The organism is Luteolibacter luteus (assembly GCF_012913485.1).
Classification (GTDB): domain Bacteria; phylum Verrucomicrobiota; class Verrucomicrobiia; order Verrucomicrobiales; family Akkermansiaceae; genus Haloferula; species Haloferula lutea.
In genome coordinates, this window is the sequence record NZ_CP051774.1 from 5,312,596 (window position 1) to 5,331,121 (window position 18,526).

16 protein-coding genes are annotated in these 18,526 nt (G+C 59.6%); 6 read left to right on the forward strand and 10 right to left on the reverse strand.

Annotated features, from left to right (window positions below; translation table 11 throughout):
• Positions 1-7 precede the first annotated feature (7 nt).
• Positions 8-688, reverse strand: coding sequence for an SDR family oxidoreductase (locus tag HHL09_RS21995; protein ID WP_169456799.1), 681 nt, complete (start codon positions 686-688; stop codon positions 8-10).
• Between the two features lie 93 nt (positions 689-781).
• On the opposite strand from HHL09_RS21995, the gene HHL09_RS22000 reads away from it, so the two are divergent.
• A complete protein-coding gene (locus tag HHL09_RS22000) occupies positions 782-1,534 on the forward strand; it encodes a zinc metallopeptidase (RefSeq protein WP_169456800.1) in 753 nt (250 codons plus the stop codon).
• Between the two features lie 276 nt (positions 1,535-1,810).
• On the opposite strand, the gene pdeM is transcribed toward HHL09_RS22000, so the two are convergent.
• Together pdeM and HHL09_RS22010 are read right to left on the reverse strand one after the other, a co-directional pair.
• Positions 1,811-2,458: a ligase-associated DNA damage response endonuclease PdeM gene (pdeM, locus tag HHL09_RS22005; RefSeq protein WP_240963803.1), complete on the reverse strand. Its 648-nt coding sequence runs from the start codon at positions 2,456-2,458 to the stop codon at positions 1,811-1,813.
• Positions 2,455-4,881 (reverse strand): ligase-associated DNA damage response DEXH box helicase, encoded by a 2,427-nt coding sequence (locus HHL09_RS22010; RefSeq protein ID WP_169456804.1) that lies wholly within the window; start codon positions 4,879-4,881, stop codon positions 2,455-2,457. Before HHL09_RS22010 ends, pdeM begins: the two co-directional genes overlap by 4 nt.
• Positions 4,882-5,120: 239 nt before the next feature.
• Here HHL09_RS22010 and HHL09_RS22015 point away from each other — a divergent pair, with 239 nt between their 5' ends.
• Positions 5,121-5,366: a hypothetical protein gene (locus tag HHL09_RS22015; RefSeq protein ID WP_169456806.1), complete on the forward strand. Its 246-nt coding sequence runs from the start codon at positions 5,121-5,123 to the stop codon at positions 5,364-5,366.
• Between the two features lie 15 nt (positions 5,367-5,381).
• Here HHL09_RS22015 and HHL09_RS22020 read toward each other — a convergent pair whose 3' ends face one another.
• Genes HHL09_RS22020 through HHL09_RS22035 form a run of 4 tightly spaced genes read right to left on the reverse strand, consistent with a single transcriptional unit; the run spans position 5,382 to position 8,117 of the window.
• Positions 5,382-5,879 carry a DUF5362 family protein gene (locus tag HHL09_RS22020; protein WP_169456808.1) on the reverse strand — a complete coding sequence of 166 codons (498 nt, stop codon included), beginning with the start codon at positions 5,877-5,879 and terminating at the stop codon, positions 5,382-5,384.
• A gap of 31 nt (positions 5,880-5,910) precedes the next feature.
• The gene (locus HHL09_RS22025; RefSeq protein ID WP_169456810.1) at positions 5,911-6,420 is read right to left on the reverse strand and encodes a DUF5362 family protein; all 510 of its coding nucleotides are present in this window, start codon (positions 6,418-6,420) and stop codon (positions 5,911-5,913) included.
• 51 nt (positions 6,421-6,471) lie between these two features.
• Positions 6,472-7,323 (reverse strand): mechanosensitive ion channel family protein, encoded by an 852-nt coding sequence (locus HHL09_RS22030; protein ID WP_169456812.1) that lies wholly within the window; start codon positions 7,321-7,323, stop codon positions 6,472-6,474.
• A complete protein-coding gene (locus HHL09_RS22035; RefSeq protein WP_169456814.1) occupies positions 7,323-8,117 on the reverse strand; it encodes a DUF432 domain-containing protein in 795 nt (264 codons plus the stop codon). Before HHL09_RS22035 ends, HHL09_RS22030 begins: the two co-directional genes overlap by 1 nt.
• Before the next feature lie 93 nt (positions 8,118-8,210).
• Here HHL09_RS22035 and HHL09_RS22040 point away from each other — a divergent pair, with 93 nt between their 5' ends.
• Both HHL09_RS22040 and HHL09_RS22045 read left to right on the forward strand, forming a co-directional pair.
• Positions 8,211-8,813, forward strand: coding sequence for a DUF899 family protein (locus tag HHL09_RS22040; RefSeq protein ID WP_169456817.1), 603 nt, complete (start codon positions 8,211-8,213; stop codon positions 8,811-8,813).
• Positions 8,814-9,171: 358 nt separating this feature from the next.
• Positions 9,172-10,287 (forward strand): aldo/keto reductase, encoded by a 1,116-nt coding sequence (locus HHL09_RS22045; protein ID WP_169456819.1) that lies wholly within the window; start codon positions 9,172-9,174, stop codon positions 10,285-10,287.
• A gap of 49 nt (positions 10,288-10,336) precedes the next feature.
• On the opposite strand, the gene HHL09_RS22050 is transcribed toward HHL09_RS22045, so the two are convergent.
• The 3 genes from HHL09_RS22050 to HHL09_RS22060 all read right to left on the reverse strand — a co-directional run bounded on the left by HHL09_RS22050 (position 10,337) and on the right by HHL09_RS22060 (position 13,422).
• Positions 10,337-11,998 carry an alpha-amylase gene (locus HHL09_RS22050; RefSeq protein WP_169456821.1) on the reverse strand — a complete coding sequence of 554 codons (1,662 nt, stop codon included), beginning with the start codon at positions 11,996-11,998 and terminating at the stop codon, positions 10,337-10,339.
• A gap of 149 nt (positions 11,999-12,147) precedes the next feature.
• A complete protein-coding gene (locus HHL09_RS22055) occupies positions 12,148-12,756 on the reverse strand; it encodes a hypothetical protein (RefSeq protein ID WP_169456823.1) in 609 nt (202 codons plus the stop codon).
• 48 nt (positions 12,757-12,804) lie between these two features.
• On the reverse strand, positions 12,805-13,422 hold the full coding sequence (locus HHL09_RS22060; protein ID WP_169456825.1) for a hypothetical protein: 618 nt from the start codon (positions 13,420-13,422) through the stop codon (positions 12,805-12,807).
• Positions 13,423-13,720: 298 nt separating this feature from the next.
• On the opposite strand from HHL09_RS22060, the gene HHL09_RS22065 reads away from it, so the two are divergent.
• The gene (locus HHL09_RS22065; protein ID WP_169456826.1) at positions 13,721-17,815 is read left to right on the forward strand and encodes a beta strand repeat-containing protein; all 4,095 of its coding nucleotides are present in this window, start codon (positions 13,721-13,723) and stop codon (positions 17,813-17,815) included.
• A gap of 144 nt (positions 17,816-17,959) precedes the next feature.
• Complete coding sequence (locus tag HHL09_RS22070; RefSeq protein WP_169456828.1) at positions 17,960-18,394, forward strand: cupin domain-containing protein; 435 nt, start codon at positions 17,960-17,962, stop codon at positions 18,392-18,394.
• Positions 18,395-18,526: the final 132 nt, after the last annotated feature.

Consider the following 18,526-nt stretch of genomic DNA (forward strand, 5'->3'; position numbering starts at 1 on the left):
CATCAAGTTACTGCGGTGCTGTCAAAGCCGCCCCATTGTCCTGCGGTCCCAGTTTTTCAAGAAAGGGCACCACCTTGATCGCCCAGTGCGCCGGATCAGGATACGCCGATGAAGACGACCCGAAGGTGCTGCGCAGCATGTCCGTATCGATGATTCCCGGATTCAACGCCACTGCCGCCAAGCCGGGGGGGAGTTCTTGCGACAGCGCCTGCGTCAGCCCTTCAATACCCCATTTCGAGCAGCAGTAAGGAGCGACCTCGGCCGAGGTTGAGCGCCCCCAACCGGAGGAAAAATTCACCACCACACCCGTCCCGCGTGCGATCATCGCGGGCAGGAAGCCCCGGCAGATCAGGTGCACCCCATTCAGGTTCACGTCCATCACCCGGGCGAAGTCTTCCGGGGAGACTTCCCACAGCGGCGAGTTGCGGTTGATCACGGCGGCGTTGTTCAGCAACAGGTCCGGAGCCCCCGGACCGGCGAGGATGTCGGCTGCGAAGGCCGCCACATCGGCGGCCGAGGTGACATCGCAGCGCATGATCCGGTGTTTTTCTCCCAGCTCCTTGCCCAGCTGCTCTGCCGCGGAGGCATTGGTGCCGCATCCGGAAACCCTCCAGCCGCGGGAAACGAAAGATCGTGCCATTGCCAAGCCGAGCCCGCGGGTGCATCCGGTGATCAGGACATGCTTCATAAAACGGAGATTAGGGACGTCGATTTGAAAATGCAGGTCAGTTTTCAATCCGGTGCATCTTGCGACAGGAGGCAGCACCATTACAATGCAGCCATGATTTTCGAAAATCTCCTCCTACTTGCACAACATGCCCAACCCCAAGGGCAGGGTGGGGGTATCGGGATCGGCTACTGGCTGATCATCGGTGCCACAACGCTAGCGAGCATGCTCATCAGCGGGAGATTGAAGTCCCGTTTCAACGAGTATTCCCAGCTTCCGATCCGGATGACCGGTGCTCAGGTGGCGGAGGCGATGCTACGCCAGAACGGCATCAACGACGTCCAGGTGATCAGCGTCCCCGGACAACTTACCGACCACTACGATCCGATCAAAAAGACCGTGAATCTCAGTGAGCCGGTTTATCACGTGAACTCCGTCGCCGCGGCTGCGGTGGCCGCTCACGAATGTGGTCACGCGCTCCAGCACCAGCAGGCTTACGCATGGCTGAGCTTCCGTTCGAAAATGGTGCCGGCCGTCCAGTTTGCCAGCCACCTCCAGCAGTTCATCATGATGGCCGCCATGGTGGGTCTTTTCATGTTCAAGAGCCCTCTGATGCTCTGGGTGCTGGTGGCAGTTTTCGCCGTCACCGCGCTCTTCGCCGTGGTCACCCTTCCTGTGGAGTTCGACGCCAGCAAGCGGGCGATGGTCTGGCTGGAGCGCAGCGGGATCGCGAACCAGATGGAACATGATCGCGCCAAGAACGCCCTTTTCTGGGCCGCCATGACCTACGTCGCGGCTGCCGTGGGTGCCGTGGGGCAGATGGTCTACTGGCTCATGATGGCGCTGGGCAACCGTCGGAGCGAGTAAGCGTTTTCCTCAGCCCCGGCTCTTCTGAATCCGCCCCGCGGCCGATCGGATCTTCATCCGTCCCGGTCTGCGGGGCGGCCCTTTTTTTGGGAAGTCTCACGCCGCGCCTTGTTGACCCAGCCGATGTAATCGTATCTGCTGATACGCGGTCCGCTCGGAATAGGCGTTCGTTACCTGATCGTTGACGAACGCCTCTAGTACGAAATCCGACGGCGGACTACGCTATCGCTTCAGTTGTGAATAGTCGCGGGTCATCGAATAAGGGGTGTGAATAACTTAGCGAATAAGTTCACCAGGCACTTCCACTACATCCTCACCGGGAAAGACAAAGAACCGATCGCCTTTTTCCGGAGCGATAACCTGTCCTCCGGTAAAGCTTCCAAACGAAGGCAGGATTACCATGTCTCCCCGGACGATAAAGCAGGGTAGGCGCAGATTGGTACGCTTGCCGTCCGCGATCCGGACCACCGGGTGCCAATGCGCGGTTACCGATGGAACCCCCTTCGTGGCGTCCGCCGGGTCGTGGATGATCTGGAACCCGCCATAGCTCGCGGAGTCCTTCGGCGAGAGGAAAGGGGGGATTCTGAGAATCTTTCGATCGTGATTCCCGAGGGTCAATTCGATCGGGATCCGCATGTCGTTCACAAATGTTTCTAGCAGTTGTTCGATGTGCGGCGTGAGGCCTGCCGGGGAATGGAAGAGGTCGCCATTGATCACCAATCGTGTCGCTTCATGCCACGTGCACAAAGCTTTCAAACGTTTCAGATCCGCCTCGCTGTCACCCTCCGGAATGGCGAGACCTTGCGCTTGGAACGCGGAGGCCTTTCCAAGGTGAAGGTCAGCTACAACGAGAGTCCCATCGCTTAAGAGCACAGCCCCATCTCCACTTAAAACAATTGATTGATTTTGAAATTCGAGGTTCATTTTGAAGCAGCACGGTTGAGGTCTTGAAGCATTTGTTCCAGGCGGGTTGCGGCGTCGCCAGCAGGCAAGGTTGCCGAGAGTCGATCCGCCCACAAGGGGAAAGCCATCGGAGTTAAATTTTTCGTTTCAATCATATGTATTGGTCGTTGTTCGATGTCTTCTAGTGAGATCTTCAAACGACTGTATTCAAGTTGCTTCTCCATAATTTCACGCTGAGACTGGAGAAGCAGGAGATTCTCTGGATCGTATCGTTCCAGAACTTCAAACAGCAGACGGGAACTCGCTTGAATCTCCCGATGCGAACGAGTTTTCCGACCGGGGAGCTGAGGCAGGATGAGACCTGCTACCCGGGCGACCTCCCGGAACTGCCGACGCGCCAATTCGGCCGTATTCAAACACGCGATAAGATCCTCAAACAAATTATCAATCGATAGATTCAAGCGAATGATTTCCTCGCTCAGGTTCAGCCCTCGTCGTGCCGTCAGGCAGAATCCGTAGTCGTTCTGGGTAACGATGACATTGTCTTTCAAACGAAGACGGTAGGCCATCAACGAGCCGATCCCTTCGTGGACCAATCGTCCTGCCATCGGGTAAACAAACAGATGTTCACCTTCTCGTGAGCGGGTATGCTCGACGAGCAGGATCCGGTCGTCGGGGAGCTCGGACCACCGTTTTTGGATCGTCAGGATCGGGGCGATGCACTTCATTTCCGGCGCCGGTTTTCCCTCGCCGCGGAGGCGGGCCGCAGTGGCATGGGCCAGTTCGGTGGAGAGAGGCATCTTGCTGCCCCCCCACACCGCAATGTTCCCCCTCGCGTCCTTGGTCGCCAGCCGCACGGTCGCTACCTTTTGATGAAAACGGACGAGTTCTAGTTTTCTTCCTGCAAAGACAAGGAGGCTTCCCGGTCTTAAACGACTGATAAATCCCTCTTCCACCGTACCCAAGGTCTGTCCGCTCGCGAAACGGACAGTCACATGCGTATCGCCGGTGATGGTTCCAATCGAAAGTCGGTGTAGCTGAATCAAACGTTTGTCGTCGACGATATAGCGCCCATTCTCCAAGCGGGCCTTCTGATATCGGGGATAAGTGGATAACGCTCGACCTCCGCTGGAAATAAACCCTAGGCACCAATCCCACTCGATATCCGTAATTCCTCGGAAGGCGTGGGTCGAGCTTATCTCGCGCCGCATGGCCTCGGGCTCAAATGGCTCGCCGATTGCACAAGTCACCAAGTGTTGGACGAGGACATCCAGAGGTTTAAGCAGCGGCCGTCGTGATTCCAGATGTCGGATAAGCGCGGCATCGCGTACTGCGGCGAACTCCACCAACTCCATCGCGAAGGTCGGCACCCCCAGAATCCGGGATGCCTTTCCCGGCCGGTGACCGGATCGTCCGGCCCGCTGGAGCAATCGTGCGATCCCCTTGGGGGAGCCGATCTGAATCACTTGGTCCACGGGTGAAAAGTCTACTCCGAGGTCCAGCGAGGAGGTGCAGACCACGCACCGCAGGCTGCCCTCTCGCAGCCCTTGCTCCACCTTCGTCCGCTCCGCGGGATCCAGTGAGCCGTGGTGCATCGCGATCTGGTCTGACCACTCCGGTTTCAGAGCTAGCAGCTCTTGGCACCAGATCTCCACTTGGGAACGGGTATTGGTGAAAATCAGCGTGGTGTTAGCTTTCTCGAGATGCTCGAGCACTTGCGGCGCCAGTCGTGTTCCGATGTGTCCGGACCACGGGAAGCGGTCGATTTCCTTCGGAATGATCGTCTCGATTTTGATCTCCTTCTTCAGGTCCGCGGATACCGTCACCGCCCGCTCGTTGGCGGATAGGTCGCCCAACAGCACTTCCCGGGCTTGGTCGAGATTACCGAGCGTGGCGGAGAGTCCCCAGATTTTGAGATCCGGAAACCATGTCCGGAGCCGCGCCAGGCATAGCTCCGCCTGCACTCCTCGCTTCGAGCCCAGCAGTTCGTGCCACTCGTCCACGATGACTGCCTTTAAGCCGGACAGCTTTTGGCGTGTATCGTCGTGGGTCAGCATCAGGGACAGGCTCTCCGGCGTCGTGACCAAGCCGAAGGGTAGCGCCTTCCGCAGTTTCGCCCGGACATAGGAGGAGGTGTCACCGGTCCGTGCTTCAACCTGGAGCTGAGGGGCCAAGATTTCCAGCGGCTCGCGCAGCGCCCTCAGGGTGTCTTGGGCCAAGGCTCGCAAAGGGGTCAGCCAGATCACCGCGCAGCCGGCTGCGGGCGGGGTCTTGATCGCCTCCGCCACCGGCCCCAGCCATACTGCCAGCGTCTTTCCTTGGCCCGTGGGGGCGTGGAGGAGCCCGGATTTGCCCGCGCTGTAGGCTGACCAGACCTCCTTTTGGAAAGCGAAGGGCTTCCAGCCGCGCTGCTTGAAGAAGGGCTGGAGGGGCGAAGCGGGCATCGTCCTGATAGAGGAAGCGCGGGATCTAGGGGTGGCAAAGGATTTCAGCTGTCTTCACAAGCTTCGGGGTTCCGCAGAACCACGGATCACAGGGCGTCCCCGCTTTTTCACCCGCAAATGGCGTCGAAGGGGCTGGCGCAACGCGGGCGGCCGGTGCTAAGGCTGGCCTTGTGGATCAAGACCTCCCTCCGGCCTTGAGTCTGGCCCCCCTCAATCAAACTGGCTCGTCATCGCGACGGATGCCGCTTCGTGCCCGCATGCTCGGGCCGGTTATCTGGCTGGCATCGCTGATCTTATGCATTGGCATGAGCCGCCGCGAGGCTGCGGTGACGAAGGTCTTCCTCGCTCGTCCCCATCAGAACATCCTGGGCATCCTGGCGATCCTTACCACTGCCCTCTTTCTCGGCTTCCTCCTGAAGATTCACGCGGATCTCAAGAAACGCCGCGCCGGATTCACTCCGGGCGCGAATGGTCAGCCGGAGTGACCATTCCGGATGATTTCAGGGCGTGCTCGGACCGCCCGCCGTGGCTAGGCCTGCCAACAAGCCACCCAGAAATCCTAGGATCGACACGATCGTCCCCAGAATCATGAGGATGCCTACGAATTTCCAGAAGGAGCGGTGGTGTTCGAGAGCCTTGTCCAAGTCCGTGACCGAGCCGCTCATCATCAGGTGCATGATCGCCGTGCCATACTTCCACAGCCGGAGCGTTGGAACGAGGTAGATGGCCGCCAAGAGAAGATAGATAGCACCGAGGACCACCAGCATGCCCATCTCGGACGCGCCGGCCTTGGACATGCCTGCGAAGGTCATCCCTACCATCATGATCACTCCGAAGAGGGCCATCACTCCTGTCATGATGAATCCCAGGATCGCGCAGAACCTCACCCACGGCTTGGTGGCAGCCAGGCCTTGGACCACTCCGATGGAGGTGGCGCTGCTCGCGGAGAGAGGGGGCGGGGCTCCTCCATGAATACTGGGTTGATAAGGATTGTCCATGATCAGGGAATGAGATTCAGGAGGAAAGGGGTTACCGGGGTTTTGGCATCGTTGCCATGATGGTCATCATCATGATCAGGAAGAAAATCACTCCGGTCACGAAACCGACGATGATCAGGATGCTGAGGGCTTTCCAGAAGCCCCGCTGCTGGGTGATGACTTGCTCCAGATCTTCCATGCTGCCCGAAAGACGGAGTCTCTTGATGGCGCTGCCAAACTTCCAAAGCTTCGCGGACGGGAGCAGGTAGAGTACGGCGAGAACCAGATAGAAGATCCCCAAGGTGGGGATAAAGGGGGTGATGTTCGGTGGGGGTGCTCCGCCCGGCGTAGGAGGCGGGGTTGCCGGTTGCCCGATTACCACGCCGAAGAAGGTCATCATGATCCCGTAAGCCAAGGTCATCAGGGCGCCGAGAAAGCCCATCACCGCGCAAAAAACCACCCAAGGTCTCGTGGCACATAGAATCTGGACGGAGCTGGGGCTGACCTCCAGGGACATGCCCGGGGCAGCCGCGGGGTTGCTGGGTGGATAGGGAGTCTCCATTTGCCCCAGACTAACACGCCTCTCCCTCACCGGGGCAAGAACTCCCGCCGTTTATCCGTCCTGCTTGTTCCTCTGTCTTTCCAGCACGATCGGGATCGGCCCCATCGCCTTGCCGCTCGCCAGCACTCGATGGGGGAAGGGCATCTCGATGCCCTCCCGGTCGAAGGCTTCCTTGATCCTCAGGGGGACCTCGTTCTTCACCTTCATCACGTCCTCCTTGATCGTCCATGCACCGATCATGAAGTTGAGGGAAGACTCGCCGAAGCCATTGAAAACAATCACTGTCTCCGGTTCATCCAGCACCGCGGGATGTGCGTCGGCCACTTCCCGTAGCACGCGCATTACCTTGTCGATCGCTTCATTGTATCCCACGCCCACGGTGAGATCCACGCGCCGGATCGGATAACGCGTCACAGTGACCACGTTGGTCTTTACCAGCGTCTCGTTCGGGATGCGGACGGAACGGTTGTCGAAGGTGCGCAGGGTCAGTGCCATCAGGCCGATTTCCTCGACCGTGCCGGTAAAGGTGCCCACCTCGATGACATCGCCTTTCTCGAAAGGCCGTTCGCCCACGATGAAAAGCCCCGAAATCAGATTGGAGAGCGAGGTCTGGGAGGCGAAGCCGATCGCCACACCCGCGATCCCCGCCGCACCGAGCACCGCTGCCAGGTTGAATCCGAACTCTTGCAGGACTCCCACGAGGATCATCACGTAGCCCGCATAGCGGACGATCCGCGCCAGCAGGTTTCCGCCTTGTTCGCCGAGCCGGTGGCGTAGGACCCGCGAAACGATCCGCGAGGCCAGTAAGACTGCCGGGATGCCGGTGGCCAGCACCACCGCGGCCTTGGCGGATTTCTGCAGCAGGGGGCTGCTCCAGAAGGTCGAGATGAGATCGTCGAACATCAGTCGTTGGGTTGCTGCACCCCGAGAAAGGTGGAGAATGCCTGCTTCAACATGCTGCGCCGCACCCGCCCCAGTCGGGGCGGCGTGAGTTCCACTGCATTGCTTGCATCGCCGAATGGCTTCTTGCCGAAGACGATCCCGCTCAGCGAGTCATCTTTCTCGCCGGTCTTGATGCGCGCGTGGTTCGACCACAAGCGGCCGAGATGCTCGAAGATCGCGAGGTGCCCGGTTTCATAGAAAAGTCGCTCGAAGGGCAGCGTGTGCGAGCCGGTGTTCGCGATCTCGATGGTCGAGATGATGGAAAGCTCCTGCCAATCCTCGGGGATGAATTGTCGCCGCGCACGGGTCTTCACCGAATAGCACAGGGTCCCGGAGATGGGCGTGCCGTGCCAGGTGTTCGAGGGCGGATCGCTTGGCCAGGAACTCAGCCGCTCATACTGGCTCTCGCTGTGGGCATTCAGCTCGATGAAGGCGGGGATGCCCACATAGAAGTTTGCCTTCGCCCGCGGTGAAAGGTGGAGGGAAGCACGGGGTCGCACGATGACCGGACGATCCGGGAATACCGGGCGGAAGCGTAGCTTCACATCCCCCGGCCCGCGGTCCCAGCGTTCCCACGGCAGGTCGTCTGGAGGCATCTTGGCATCGTCTAGCAATCGCCGCTGTTCTCCGTAGAGCGCGGCCACTCGCCATTCCTCGAGGACACTGAGCACCACCAGCGTCAAGCCGCCGAAGTCGGCACGCAGCCATTCCCCGTCCTGCAGGGTTCGTTCATGCCAGCGTTCCGAGGCGGCCATGGCCTTAGGAGAAAGCGGAGCTTGTTCCGAGGCAATGCCGAAAGGTGCTTCGCCGGATTGACGGACAGGCGGCGAGCGGCCATGCGATAGGGGATGAATGAGGAAATCCGCGCCTTGGAGAACGAGATCTACGAGATGTCGAAGAAGCTCGCTGCCCTGCGTAAGGCCGCGGAAACGGAGGAAGTCCCGGACTTCACCTTTCAGACCCTCACCGGACCAGTGAAGCTTTCCTCGCTCTTCGCGGGAAAGGACGTCCTTTTCGTGATTCACAATATGGGGCAGGCCTGCCGCTACTGCACCCTCTGGGCGGATGGTTTGAACGCCTTTCTACCCCATCTCGAGGACCGTTTTTCCGTGGTGCTGCTCTCCAAGGACTCTCCGGAGATCCAGCAGCGCTTCGCCCACTCCAGGGGCTGGCGTTTCCGCATGGCCTCCCATGCCGGCAGCACCTATCCGGCGGATCAGACCGTCACCCCGGGTGAGCCGGACATGCCGGGGATCGTGTGCTTTATCCGGGAGGGCTCGAAGATCCTTCGGAAAAATTCGGCCGAGTTCGGTCCCGGCGACCAGTTCTGCGGGATCTGGCCCATTCTCTCGCTCGCAGGTCTTTCCGATGGTGACTGGATCCCGCAGTACTCTTACTGGAAGCGACCGACGAAAGAGGCCATGGAAGACGGCGGGGAGGGGCTGCCATAGCGGCCCAGGCAGCTTGGGGACCACTCGAAGGGGTTCTTGGCACCCTGTCGCTCTGGTAAACCTCCGCCATGTCTCATTCTGCTTCCGCACCAATCCGATTGCCCGGTGTGGGCCACCTTTCGTCCGGATCACCTGTTATTTCCCTGTTTTATCAGGCGGAACAGGCTGCCTCCCGGGAGGGTTTTCGAGGGGATTTGGCTCCGGAATCTGCGGGTGAGACCGGCCTTTCGACACTTGTTGCTCCAAAGTCCCTCCATTTCAAAGTCATCGGGCTGCGCGAAGCCGCATTTTTCCCCGGATGCCACGCGGATTTTGCGTGCCGGTTGACCGCAGGGTTTGCTCGTTCTACGAATTCCCCATGGACTTGACCACGACGGCATACGGCACTTGGAGCGCAGGACGCTTCATGCACTTCGGTGAGACGCTTTCAGAAGAGCGCTTCCTCTCCTGCATCGCCACCGCGTGGGACGCGGGCATCCGCACCTATGTCACCGCCGACGTCTACGGCAACGGCAAGGCCGACGAGTTGCTCGGCCAGGCTCTCGCGGATAAATCGCGCGACGAATACTGCCTCGTCGGCATGGTCGGCCACGATTTCTATGAAGGCCAGCGCCAGGGGGCGAAGGGCTATCCGCGCTTCACCGATCCCGAGCTTCACCAGTCCAGCCACTACCGCGATTACCTGCGGAAGGCCTGCGAGAAGTCGCTCGAGCGCTGCCGCACCGACCGCTTCGACCTGCTGATGCTGCACAATCCCGATGAGACCGGATACACCAGCACCGCTGTCTGGGATGGTCTGCGCGCCCTCAAGGCGGAAGGCCTCAGCGAACGTCTCGGCCTCGCTCCCGGACCGGCGAACGGCTTCTCACTCGATATCATCGACTGCATCGAAAAATTCGGCGCGGATATCGATTGGGCCATGCTCATTCTCAACCCCCTCGAACCATGGCCATCCTGCCATGTGCTTCCGGTCTGCGAGCAGCACGGTGTGAAGGTGCTTACCCGCGTCGCCGACTACGGCGGCCTCTTCCATGGCGACATGAAGAAGGGCCACCAGTTCAAGCCTGGCGATCACCGCTCCTACCGTGCCGAAGGCTGGGTCGATCACGGCCTTGAGAAGATCGAGAAGATGAAGCCGATCGCGGAAAAGCACGGCCTCTCGTTGATTCAGTTCGCCAGCATCTGGAATCTCAGCCAGCCCGCCGTGCAGAGTGTGGTACCGACCTTCATCCAGGAAGCAGGGGAAGGTGCCCGTCAGATCGAAGAGCAAATCAAGGACTTCGCCGCCACCCCGGATATCCGCCTCAGCGCCGAGGAATCCGAAACCGTCCGCCAGATCGGTGACAACACCGGCTGCATGATGCTGAAGGGTGCCAGCAAGCGCCACAGCATCAGCGAGCGCCCTGACGAATGGCCGATGCGTGAGGATCTCCTCGAGCTCGCCGGCCGCCACGGCCTCGGCGACAACTGGTGAGCTTTTGGGGGCGGAATCGCTTTGAATGGAGGGGCGGGCGGGCCGCGGCTTAGGCTCGCTCCAACTCCTCTAACAGGTTCACCAGCTCGGGGTGCTTCTCCACCCATACCGACACCGAGCCCCCATTGCACCGGAACTCCGCCCAGCCATCGCCATTCGAGCGGATCGTCCCTCCGACATGCCCGGTGATGTCGGTGAACTCGGTGTCCTTCCTTCCTACTTCCATCCACTTGGTGCCATCCGGCCCGTCACTGAGCAGCACCGCCATTGCATGGGGATGCTGCTCTGTTCCGAGCCTCGTCCAGCCGATCGTGTTGAAATGATCGATGTAACTGTACTGCGGGCCATGCGCGAAGTGCATCCGCGCCAGTAGCAGTCGGTCGAGGATCCACCGGTGAGAGCTTAGGGATATGTGGTATTCAATCCCGTCCCGGCCCTTGCCCGTGTAGTCGGCTCCATAGTAGTCCGCGTGGAAAATGCAGGGATACCCTTCCGCCCGTAGAAGTATGATCGCGTAGGCAAGCGGCTTGAACCATGGCTCCACCGGAGCTTCCAAGGCTTGAAGTGGCTGGGTGTCGTGGTTCTCCACTAGCGTCACGGCATGCATCGGGAACTCCTTCATCAATGTGCCGTCCAGGATGCGGCCCATGTTGTAGTTCCCGCCTGATTTGCTGGCCTGGTGGAAGTTGTTCTGAAGTGGCGCATCGAAGAGATTCAACCGGCCGCCCGTGTGGCCGATATACCAGCTCAGAGTCTCGATCCGGGGCGTCCAGTATTCTCCCACGCAGAAGAGGTCGCGACCGACCGATGCTTCCATCTCGTCTAACCAGTCGTTGAAGAAATCACTCTCAATGTGTTTGATGGCATCCAGCCGGAAGCCATCGATCGGCGCAATCTGAAGCATCCACTTGCCCCAGTGTTTTAGTTCGCCACGGACCACGGGGTGATCCACCTCCAGATCGCAGCCCATGAGGTAGTCGTAGTTGCCCTTCTCAATGTCCACCTGATCCTCGAAGTCGTTCTCCTTCATCCTCCAGACTGCTTGGTAGCCGGGATCCAAGCTGTTGTAGTCCACGGAGCCAAAGTGCTCCCACCGCCACTTCATCGTGGAGTAGCGGCCGTTCCGGTCCGGGAAATCGAAACCGGTGTAGGCCTTGATGGTGCGTGCATCGCCAAGCGGCCGGTTGCGATCGGCCGGGTCATAGGGGATGGCTTGGAATTCCTCTTCAAACTCCGCGCCCATCTTGTGATTGAAGACCACATCCGCATAAACTTGGATGCCCGCCTTTTTACAGGCCCGCACCGCGGCGACATACTCGTCCTTGGATCCATACTTGGTCCTTCTCTCGCCATTCGGATTGGGGGTGGCGCCTTGGACGAACTCCCCGAGATCGAAGAGATCATAAATACCGTAACCCACATCGTTTATCCCGCCCATCGCCTTCGTCGCGGGAGGAAACCAGATTCCGGTGATGCCTGCCTTCGCGAGGGCGGGAGCCTCGCTCGCGAGCCTGTTCCAATGTTGGCCATCCGCAGGAAGATACCAATGAAAGCCCTGCATCATCGTGCCATTGAACTCGGCCTCGGGTTTGGTTGCGGCAAGCGCGGCGGAGTTTCCAGCCAGCCATTCGTGGAGATCACGAACCGCGGTTCCCTGCTTTCTCGATGCACCGCGAAAACTCTCCTTCAGATTTCGGAAGGGCGTGCTCATACCGTCCGATAGCGAATGCGTATGAGAAAGACGATGTTTATCTGAAGGGATGAGTGGGTGATCTGTATTAGCGTCTCATGTATCTCAGTAAGAGCCCCGGTGGATTATCAGGGATAGCCAAGTTTTTGGCGAGGGCGGGGCTATCGCTATTAGTTCGCGCGGTGCTGCTCGTCTTCATCCCGCTCGCGCAAGAAGATCCCTCCATCAAGATCGATCATCATCGAGACGCCGGCTGGGCGATGAAGGGCGGTATGTTGGAAAAACTCACCCCATGTGGTCGACCGGTCGACTAGAACCTGAACGTCGTAATCATTTTGCTCCGTCGGGTAGGGGGCATCTTCCCTCTTTCGTAGATCAATGATTTTCGAAGGGATTGTGAGATCGCTTCTCCCCGAGCAGCAATCGCCCGGTAGGTGGCAATTGAAGGTTTGTCCTCCAAGCCGGATTTGATAGTTTGAGAGCCCCAATTCTCCACAAAAGACCAGTAATGGATTCCATGAGCTGATCGTCGCCTCGGGCGGCGTATCCAGAATAATGTGGGGCTCGGGTATTTCGGCTCGCTTCCATGATTGGATCTCGGCCGGTGTGATCTCTCGACCATTGTGGGCACCCAGCGTGAACACGCCGCCGGGGTGCAGGTGGATTTCGAGCGGTTTCGGCGGTGCAAGCATCTGGCCGATCGAGAGTCCACAAACTACTAGGGCGGCTGTTGCCGGGATCCACCACCAGTGAGGGACGAGAGCGGAGCGGCGGATCATTTTTTCATCTGAACCCGTTTTCGTTTTACCCTCCGTGGGCAACCAGCCTTACAAATTCGTGATGTCCCGGATCACGTGCTGTGACCAAGTCTCAAGGTGCGGAAACAGCGGGCCTTGAAGTTCGGCGAGTTCGTTGAATTCAAGATTTGCCAAGGCATCTTCACGGGCGCTGACACGGGTGTTTTCCAGATCGATGACGTGAACGATTCCAAGGTGAACCCGGCCCACTTCGTTACTGTCGTCATTCAGCAGTGCGGCGATGCGGTTCGTGTGGGTGGTGTCGAAGATCAGCTCTTCATTCAGTTCTCGCTCCACCGCAGCCAAGTAGGCATCGCGGCCCTTCCGGCCGTTTCCGGTGTCCACAGGATTGATGTGGCCGCCCACGCCGACGGATCGCAGGGCGTGGAGGCGGTCTTCCCCACCGGACTTGCCGCGGGTGTAGCTCAGGATCGAAGTGCCGCAGCGGATCAGGCAGTAGGGGATCAATTGCTTGTGGGTCGGATCCGCCTCTGCTTCGGCGCGGTCCATGAAGAAGTGATTTTCCGGATTGAGAAGCTGCTCCATGGCCTCTTCCAGCCGCTCGGTGCGGATGCCTTGGAAGGCTCCGATCGCATCAAAAAGAGGGCGGGGGACCACGAGAACTTGTTCACCGGCGTACTTGGACATGCATCCAAGGTGGAGCCGCCCGACGGCGCTGCCAAGTTTGAATCGGTCGTGCCTTGGCGATATCCGCCGAGCTCTCTTTGGCGTGCGGCTGTCATACCACCTGGCACAGGAAGGGGATTGGGGTCGAGGGAGCTTCAAACGGGCTGCAGGAGGTAAGACACAAATAAGAGGGGCTGTAACGGATTTGTCCTGAGCTACATGAGAAACTTACTCTAAACTCATAGGTTCACGGATTATCACATCCCGGTTAGGGCACGGTATTGGATAGCGCCCCGCATCCTTTACTACCCGAAACCCGATGAAACCCTGCTCCCGTCGTATTCCTTCGCAGGCCTTTGCCCTCTGGGCTGCCCCTATTCTCACCTTTTCGTCCGCCTCCGGCGAGGTCTTGGTGTTCAACGAAGCCAATGCCTCCAACATCTGGCAGATTCCGCCCGGAACCAATCTTCTCAACGGTGCCACCGCAACGCCGTCGAATCCGGCGACCCACGAGGGATCGTCCCCAAGTTGGACCGTTGTGACCGACGGCGTTCTTGGTGCTCCCGGAGACAATGCGGCAACCGTGACACCTAACAACGGAGAGGAAGTGATCTTTCCTCTCGATATTGCCGCCCAGCCGGACGGTTACGACATCACCTCCTTCGACTCCTGGGTTGTTTGGGCCAATAGCGGACGGAGCAATCAGAACTACGTCCTGCAATACTCCACGGTCGAAGAGCCGACGGTTTTCAATACCATTGCGACCGTCGCAAACGCCGATGCCGCCACGAATCTCTCCACCCATACCAACATCACCGATACCACCGGAGTGCTGGCGAGCGGGGTGCATTCGGTGAAGCTCATCTTCAACAATCAGGAGAACGGCTACGTCGGGTTCAGCGAGCTGAAGCTTCTGGCCACTCCGACCAACGTGCAGACGCTGGTGGAAGCCAATACCGGAAACGAGTGGACCCTGCCTTCCGGGGCCAACTTGCTGAAGGGAGAGATGGCAAATCCTCCCAGCACGAACACGAACGAAGGATCGTCTCCGAACTGGACCACGGTGACCGACGGATCCCTTGGCACCGCTGCCGATATCAGCTCCAGCGTCACGCCGCCGAACATGGATTCCGTGATTTTCCCCTTGGATACCTCGGTGAATTTCAACGGCTACAATCTCACCTCCTTCGACTCCTATTGTGCGTGGCCAAACTCGGGGCGCGACAATCAGGATTTCAGGATCAGCTACTCCACGGTGGCAGATCCCGATACCTTCATTTTCCTCGGCACGGCGGTAGCCCATACGAGCAGCGAGAACGCCACCCATGTCCGCCTCACGGCAGCGACCGGCTTCCTCGCCACCGGCGTGGCAGCGATCAAGCTGGATTTCGGGCACCAAGAAAACGGCTTTGTGGGCTATCGCGAATTCATCGCGCTTGGCTCGGCGGTCTCGCTTTCCGATCCGCTGACCTGGACGGGCAATAGCGGCACCGGTGGGAATGCGAACTGGATCACCGGCGCGGATAGCAATTGGAAGAAGACCGCAGGAGGCGCTGCCGCGAATTACAACCCGCAGGCTCCGCTGACCTTCGATAACAATTCCACGAACCGTAACATCACGGTGAGTTCCGCCCTCGCCTCGGCATCGATGGCCTTTACCAATGATGCAGCCCATCCCTTCACCTTCGGTGGGCAAAAGGTTACGGTGAGCAACGACATCAGCTCTTCTGGAGCAGGCACCGCGACTTTCAACAACGCGCTGCAAGCTGGAACCGGGGTGGCGGTGACGGGGGCGGGTAGCTTGGTGTTCAATGAGGCTCTTTCAGGCACCGGAGTCACTGTTTCCGGAAGCGGCAACCTCACCTTGAACGCTGCGAACCCGGAACTCGCTGGAAATGCCACCGTGAGCAACGGCACCTTGACCGTGTCCCATGACGGGGGACTGCAGGGCGGCAAGCTTGTCGCCACGGGCGGAAGTGTCCGCTTCACTTCGGCCGCACCGCAAGTGGCGACCATTTCTGGCACGGCAGAAGGCTCCATCGTTCTCGGAAAGACTTCAGGCCCGCTGGTGAATACGAACCTGTCTGCTGGTGACGCCGCATCGGTCACCACCTTCGCGGGCAATATTTCCCAAGCTTCCGGAACCACCGGGAGGCTGACCAAGGCCGGTGGCAGCACCCTGATTCTTTCCGGGACGAATAGCTACTCGGGACCGACAAGTGTGGCCGGCGGTGTCCTCCAACTCGAGCGGCGCCTCTCGCTTTACAATGGTAATTCGGCGTCGTGGACGGCTTCCAACCTCCTCGTCAGCGCAGGCGGTACGCTTTCTTTGAGGGCGGGCTTCTTTGATGAGTTCACGGAAGAAGAAATCAATTCGCTGGCGCTCGGTGGCTTTCAGAGCGGCTCGACTCTCGGTATCAAGAATATCGATAATATCGTGCTGTCCCGCAATCTCACCCAGCCGGGTGTAGGTTTGCTCAAAACCGGAACCGGTCTGCTCACCATCACGGGCAACAACAGCTCGGACGGAACGGTACGCATTGCCGAGGGCAGCGTGCATGCGGCCAGCGAAGGTGGCACCGCGATTCCCGGCAATGTGTTGCTGGGTTCCGCTGTCACCGATGTTTTCCTGAGCTTCGGCGCAGACAATCAGTTCGGCCCTGGCACGGTGGTCAGCGCGGCAAATGGCAGCTTCTATCAGACCAAGATCAATCTCCGTGGCACCAATCAAACCGTCGCCGGTCTGGACGTTGCTCCTTTCCCTGCGAACCGGGTGACCCTGTTCCAGAATGACGAGAATACACTTCCGGACTACGCCGGCGAGCCGCTTCCCGCAACGCTGACGATCAATGCCACCACCGATCACAGCTTCGCAGGTCTTATTCGCAATGGGGACGGTGGCAATACGGTGTCCGTCGTGAAAAATGGTGCCGGTATCCAGGAATTCCGGAATCTCTCCGGCGTTCAGGGATATGGCTACACTGGTCCGACCTCGTTGAACGAAGGCACCTTGAAGCTTGCCTTTGGCGGCGGAAACTTCGAGTTCGCCTCGGATATCACGGTCGCAGAGCCTGCCACCCTCCATTTTAATGCCGTGACGGGGAACTGGGTCTTCAATCGTGTCATCTCGGGCCCCGGCAAAGTGTTCGTGGATGGTGTCAACGCCGTGGTGCTGAACAATGGCGCGAGCAACTGGACCGGCGGCACGGTCGTCGAAGGCGGCTTCCTGGCTCTTGCCGGCAACGGCGCGACCGGGCAGGGAACCGGCCCCGGTGAGGGCTGCGTCGGCGGTGCGATGGATCCGGCGAACGTGATCGAGATCAACGCTGGCACTCTTTCGCTCGATGGCATCGCCCCGCTCGGCAACTCCGGCATGTTGCCGGAATTCGCGCCGACCATTCACATCAACGAGGGTTCGAAGCTCTACGGCGGCACCAATACGGTGGCCTTTGTCCCGAACCTGACCCTTGATGGCGGCGAGATCGAGATCACCAACGGAGCTGGCCATGGAGGCTTCAACACCGACCTCGCGCTCGTGGGGACGGTCATCGTCGGAGGTAGCAGTGCAATCCCGGCTGAAATCTACACGACTGGCACCGGTCCTTACGCGAACATTTCGCTGGGATCTCTCGGGGTTCCCGGAACGGTCTTTGACGTAGCCGATGTCAGCAACGATTCGTTCGCGGATCTCACGGTGTCCTCCGTCCTGCGTAACGTCTCCAGTGTCGCATCGCCGCTGACCAAGACAGGTCCCGGCACCATGCAACTGAGCGGTGTGAACAGCTACACCGGCACCACCCGCGTCGAGGAAGGGGTGCTGCAATTGGATATGCCGTATCTCGCGCTTGGTTCCACCGTGGAGATCGAGACAGCGGGTACGCTCAGCCTTCAGTTTAGCGGCGAGGATACCGTCGCGGGTCTGAAGCTTGCCGGCGCATCGATGCCGGATGGCACCTACGCGGCCGTGGGCAATGGTGGGCCGGGCATCACGGAAACGCCGCGCCTTACCGGCATCGGCCGGTTGGTGGTTTCCAGCAGCGGGGTGCAAAGCTATGAGTCTTGGGCTGCCGTGATTCCGGACGAGACCCAGCGTGATCGGACGGCCGATCCAGATGGTGATGGCTTCAGCAATCTTGAAGAGTATCTCTTCGGAACCTCGCCGACGTCCGCGGATGGTGCTCTGACACATTTGGAAAACGGCGATTCGGGTCTGGTTCTCCGCTGGAACGAACTGACCGGTGGAAATGGCACCTATGTCCTCCAGGAAAGCACCACCTTGGTTGATCCTTGGGGAACGAGTGGCCTGACCCCGATCGATGCCGCCGTGCAGGATCTTCCGGGCTATGTCCGCAAGGAAGCCCTCGTCCCGGTGGATGTGGCGCGGAAGTTCATCCGGGTGCAAGGCGCCGAGTGATCTGACCATTCATGGTTCCGACGGGGTGCCTGGGCCTGCTGCTGCGGGAACGGGCACCCCGTTTGTTGTAGGGCTGGCGCGATCTGCAAGGAGATTGGCGCGCGCCGCTAGTGTTCCTCGTCTGGGAACCGGCATGATCGCAGCATGGAAACGCTCCCTTTTCGCGACCCTTGCCACCGGGCTTCCCTCCCTGGGTCCGGGCCTACGATCTTCCTAGTAGCAGACCTTTCCCTCGACCTGCATCATGCCGGGCAAGCCCTTCCGGAGGGCGGCTACAGCGCCTTGGATTGTGAGACCGGACTGATGCTCATCGATCCTCTGGCCGACCCTTTGGACCCGGCGGTGGCCCTGGGGGTGAAGATTTTCTTCGAAGCCGGAGCCCGCACGCGATGGCATCGCAAGCCAGCCCGGAGCTTGGTCGTCATTTCCGGCCGGGGCCGGATCCAGCGGGCGGAGGGCGCGGTGGAGGAAATTGCGGCCGGGGATGTGCTGAGGATTTCCGGAGCGGAGAAAGTTTGGTTCGGGGCGGTCACCTCGAGCGCGATGACCTGCATTCTCCTCAGTGCTGAGGAAGGGTAGGGCACTCATCCGGGCGGGGACCTTTGGACTCCGCCCCTGTTTCGCCTGATAAAAAAAGGAAATTTAACAGGGAACTCCCGCCGAATCGCGAGGTGGCAGTTGAAACAATCCTGCCGGGCGAAAGCGGGGCTG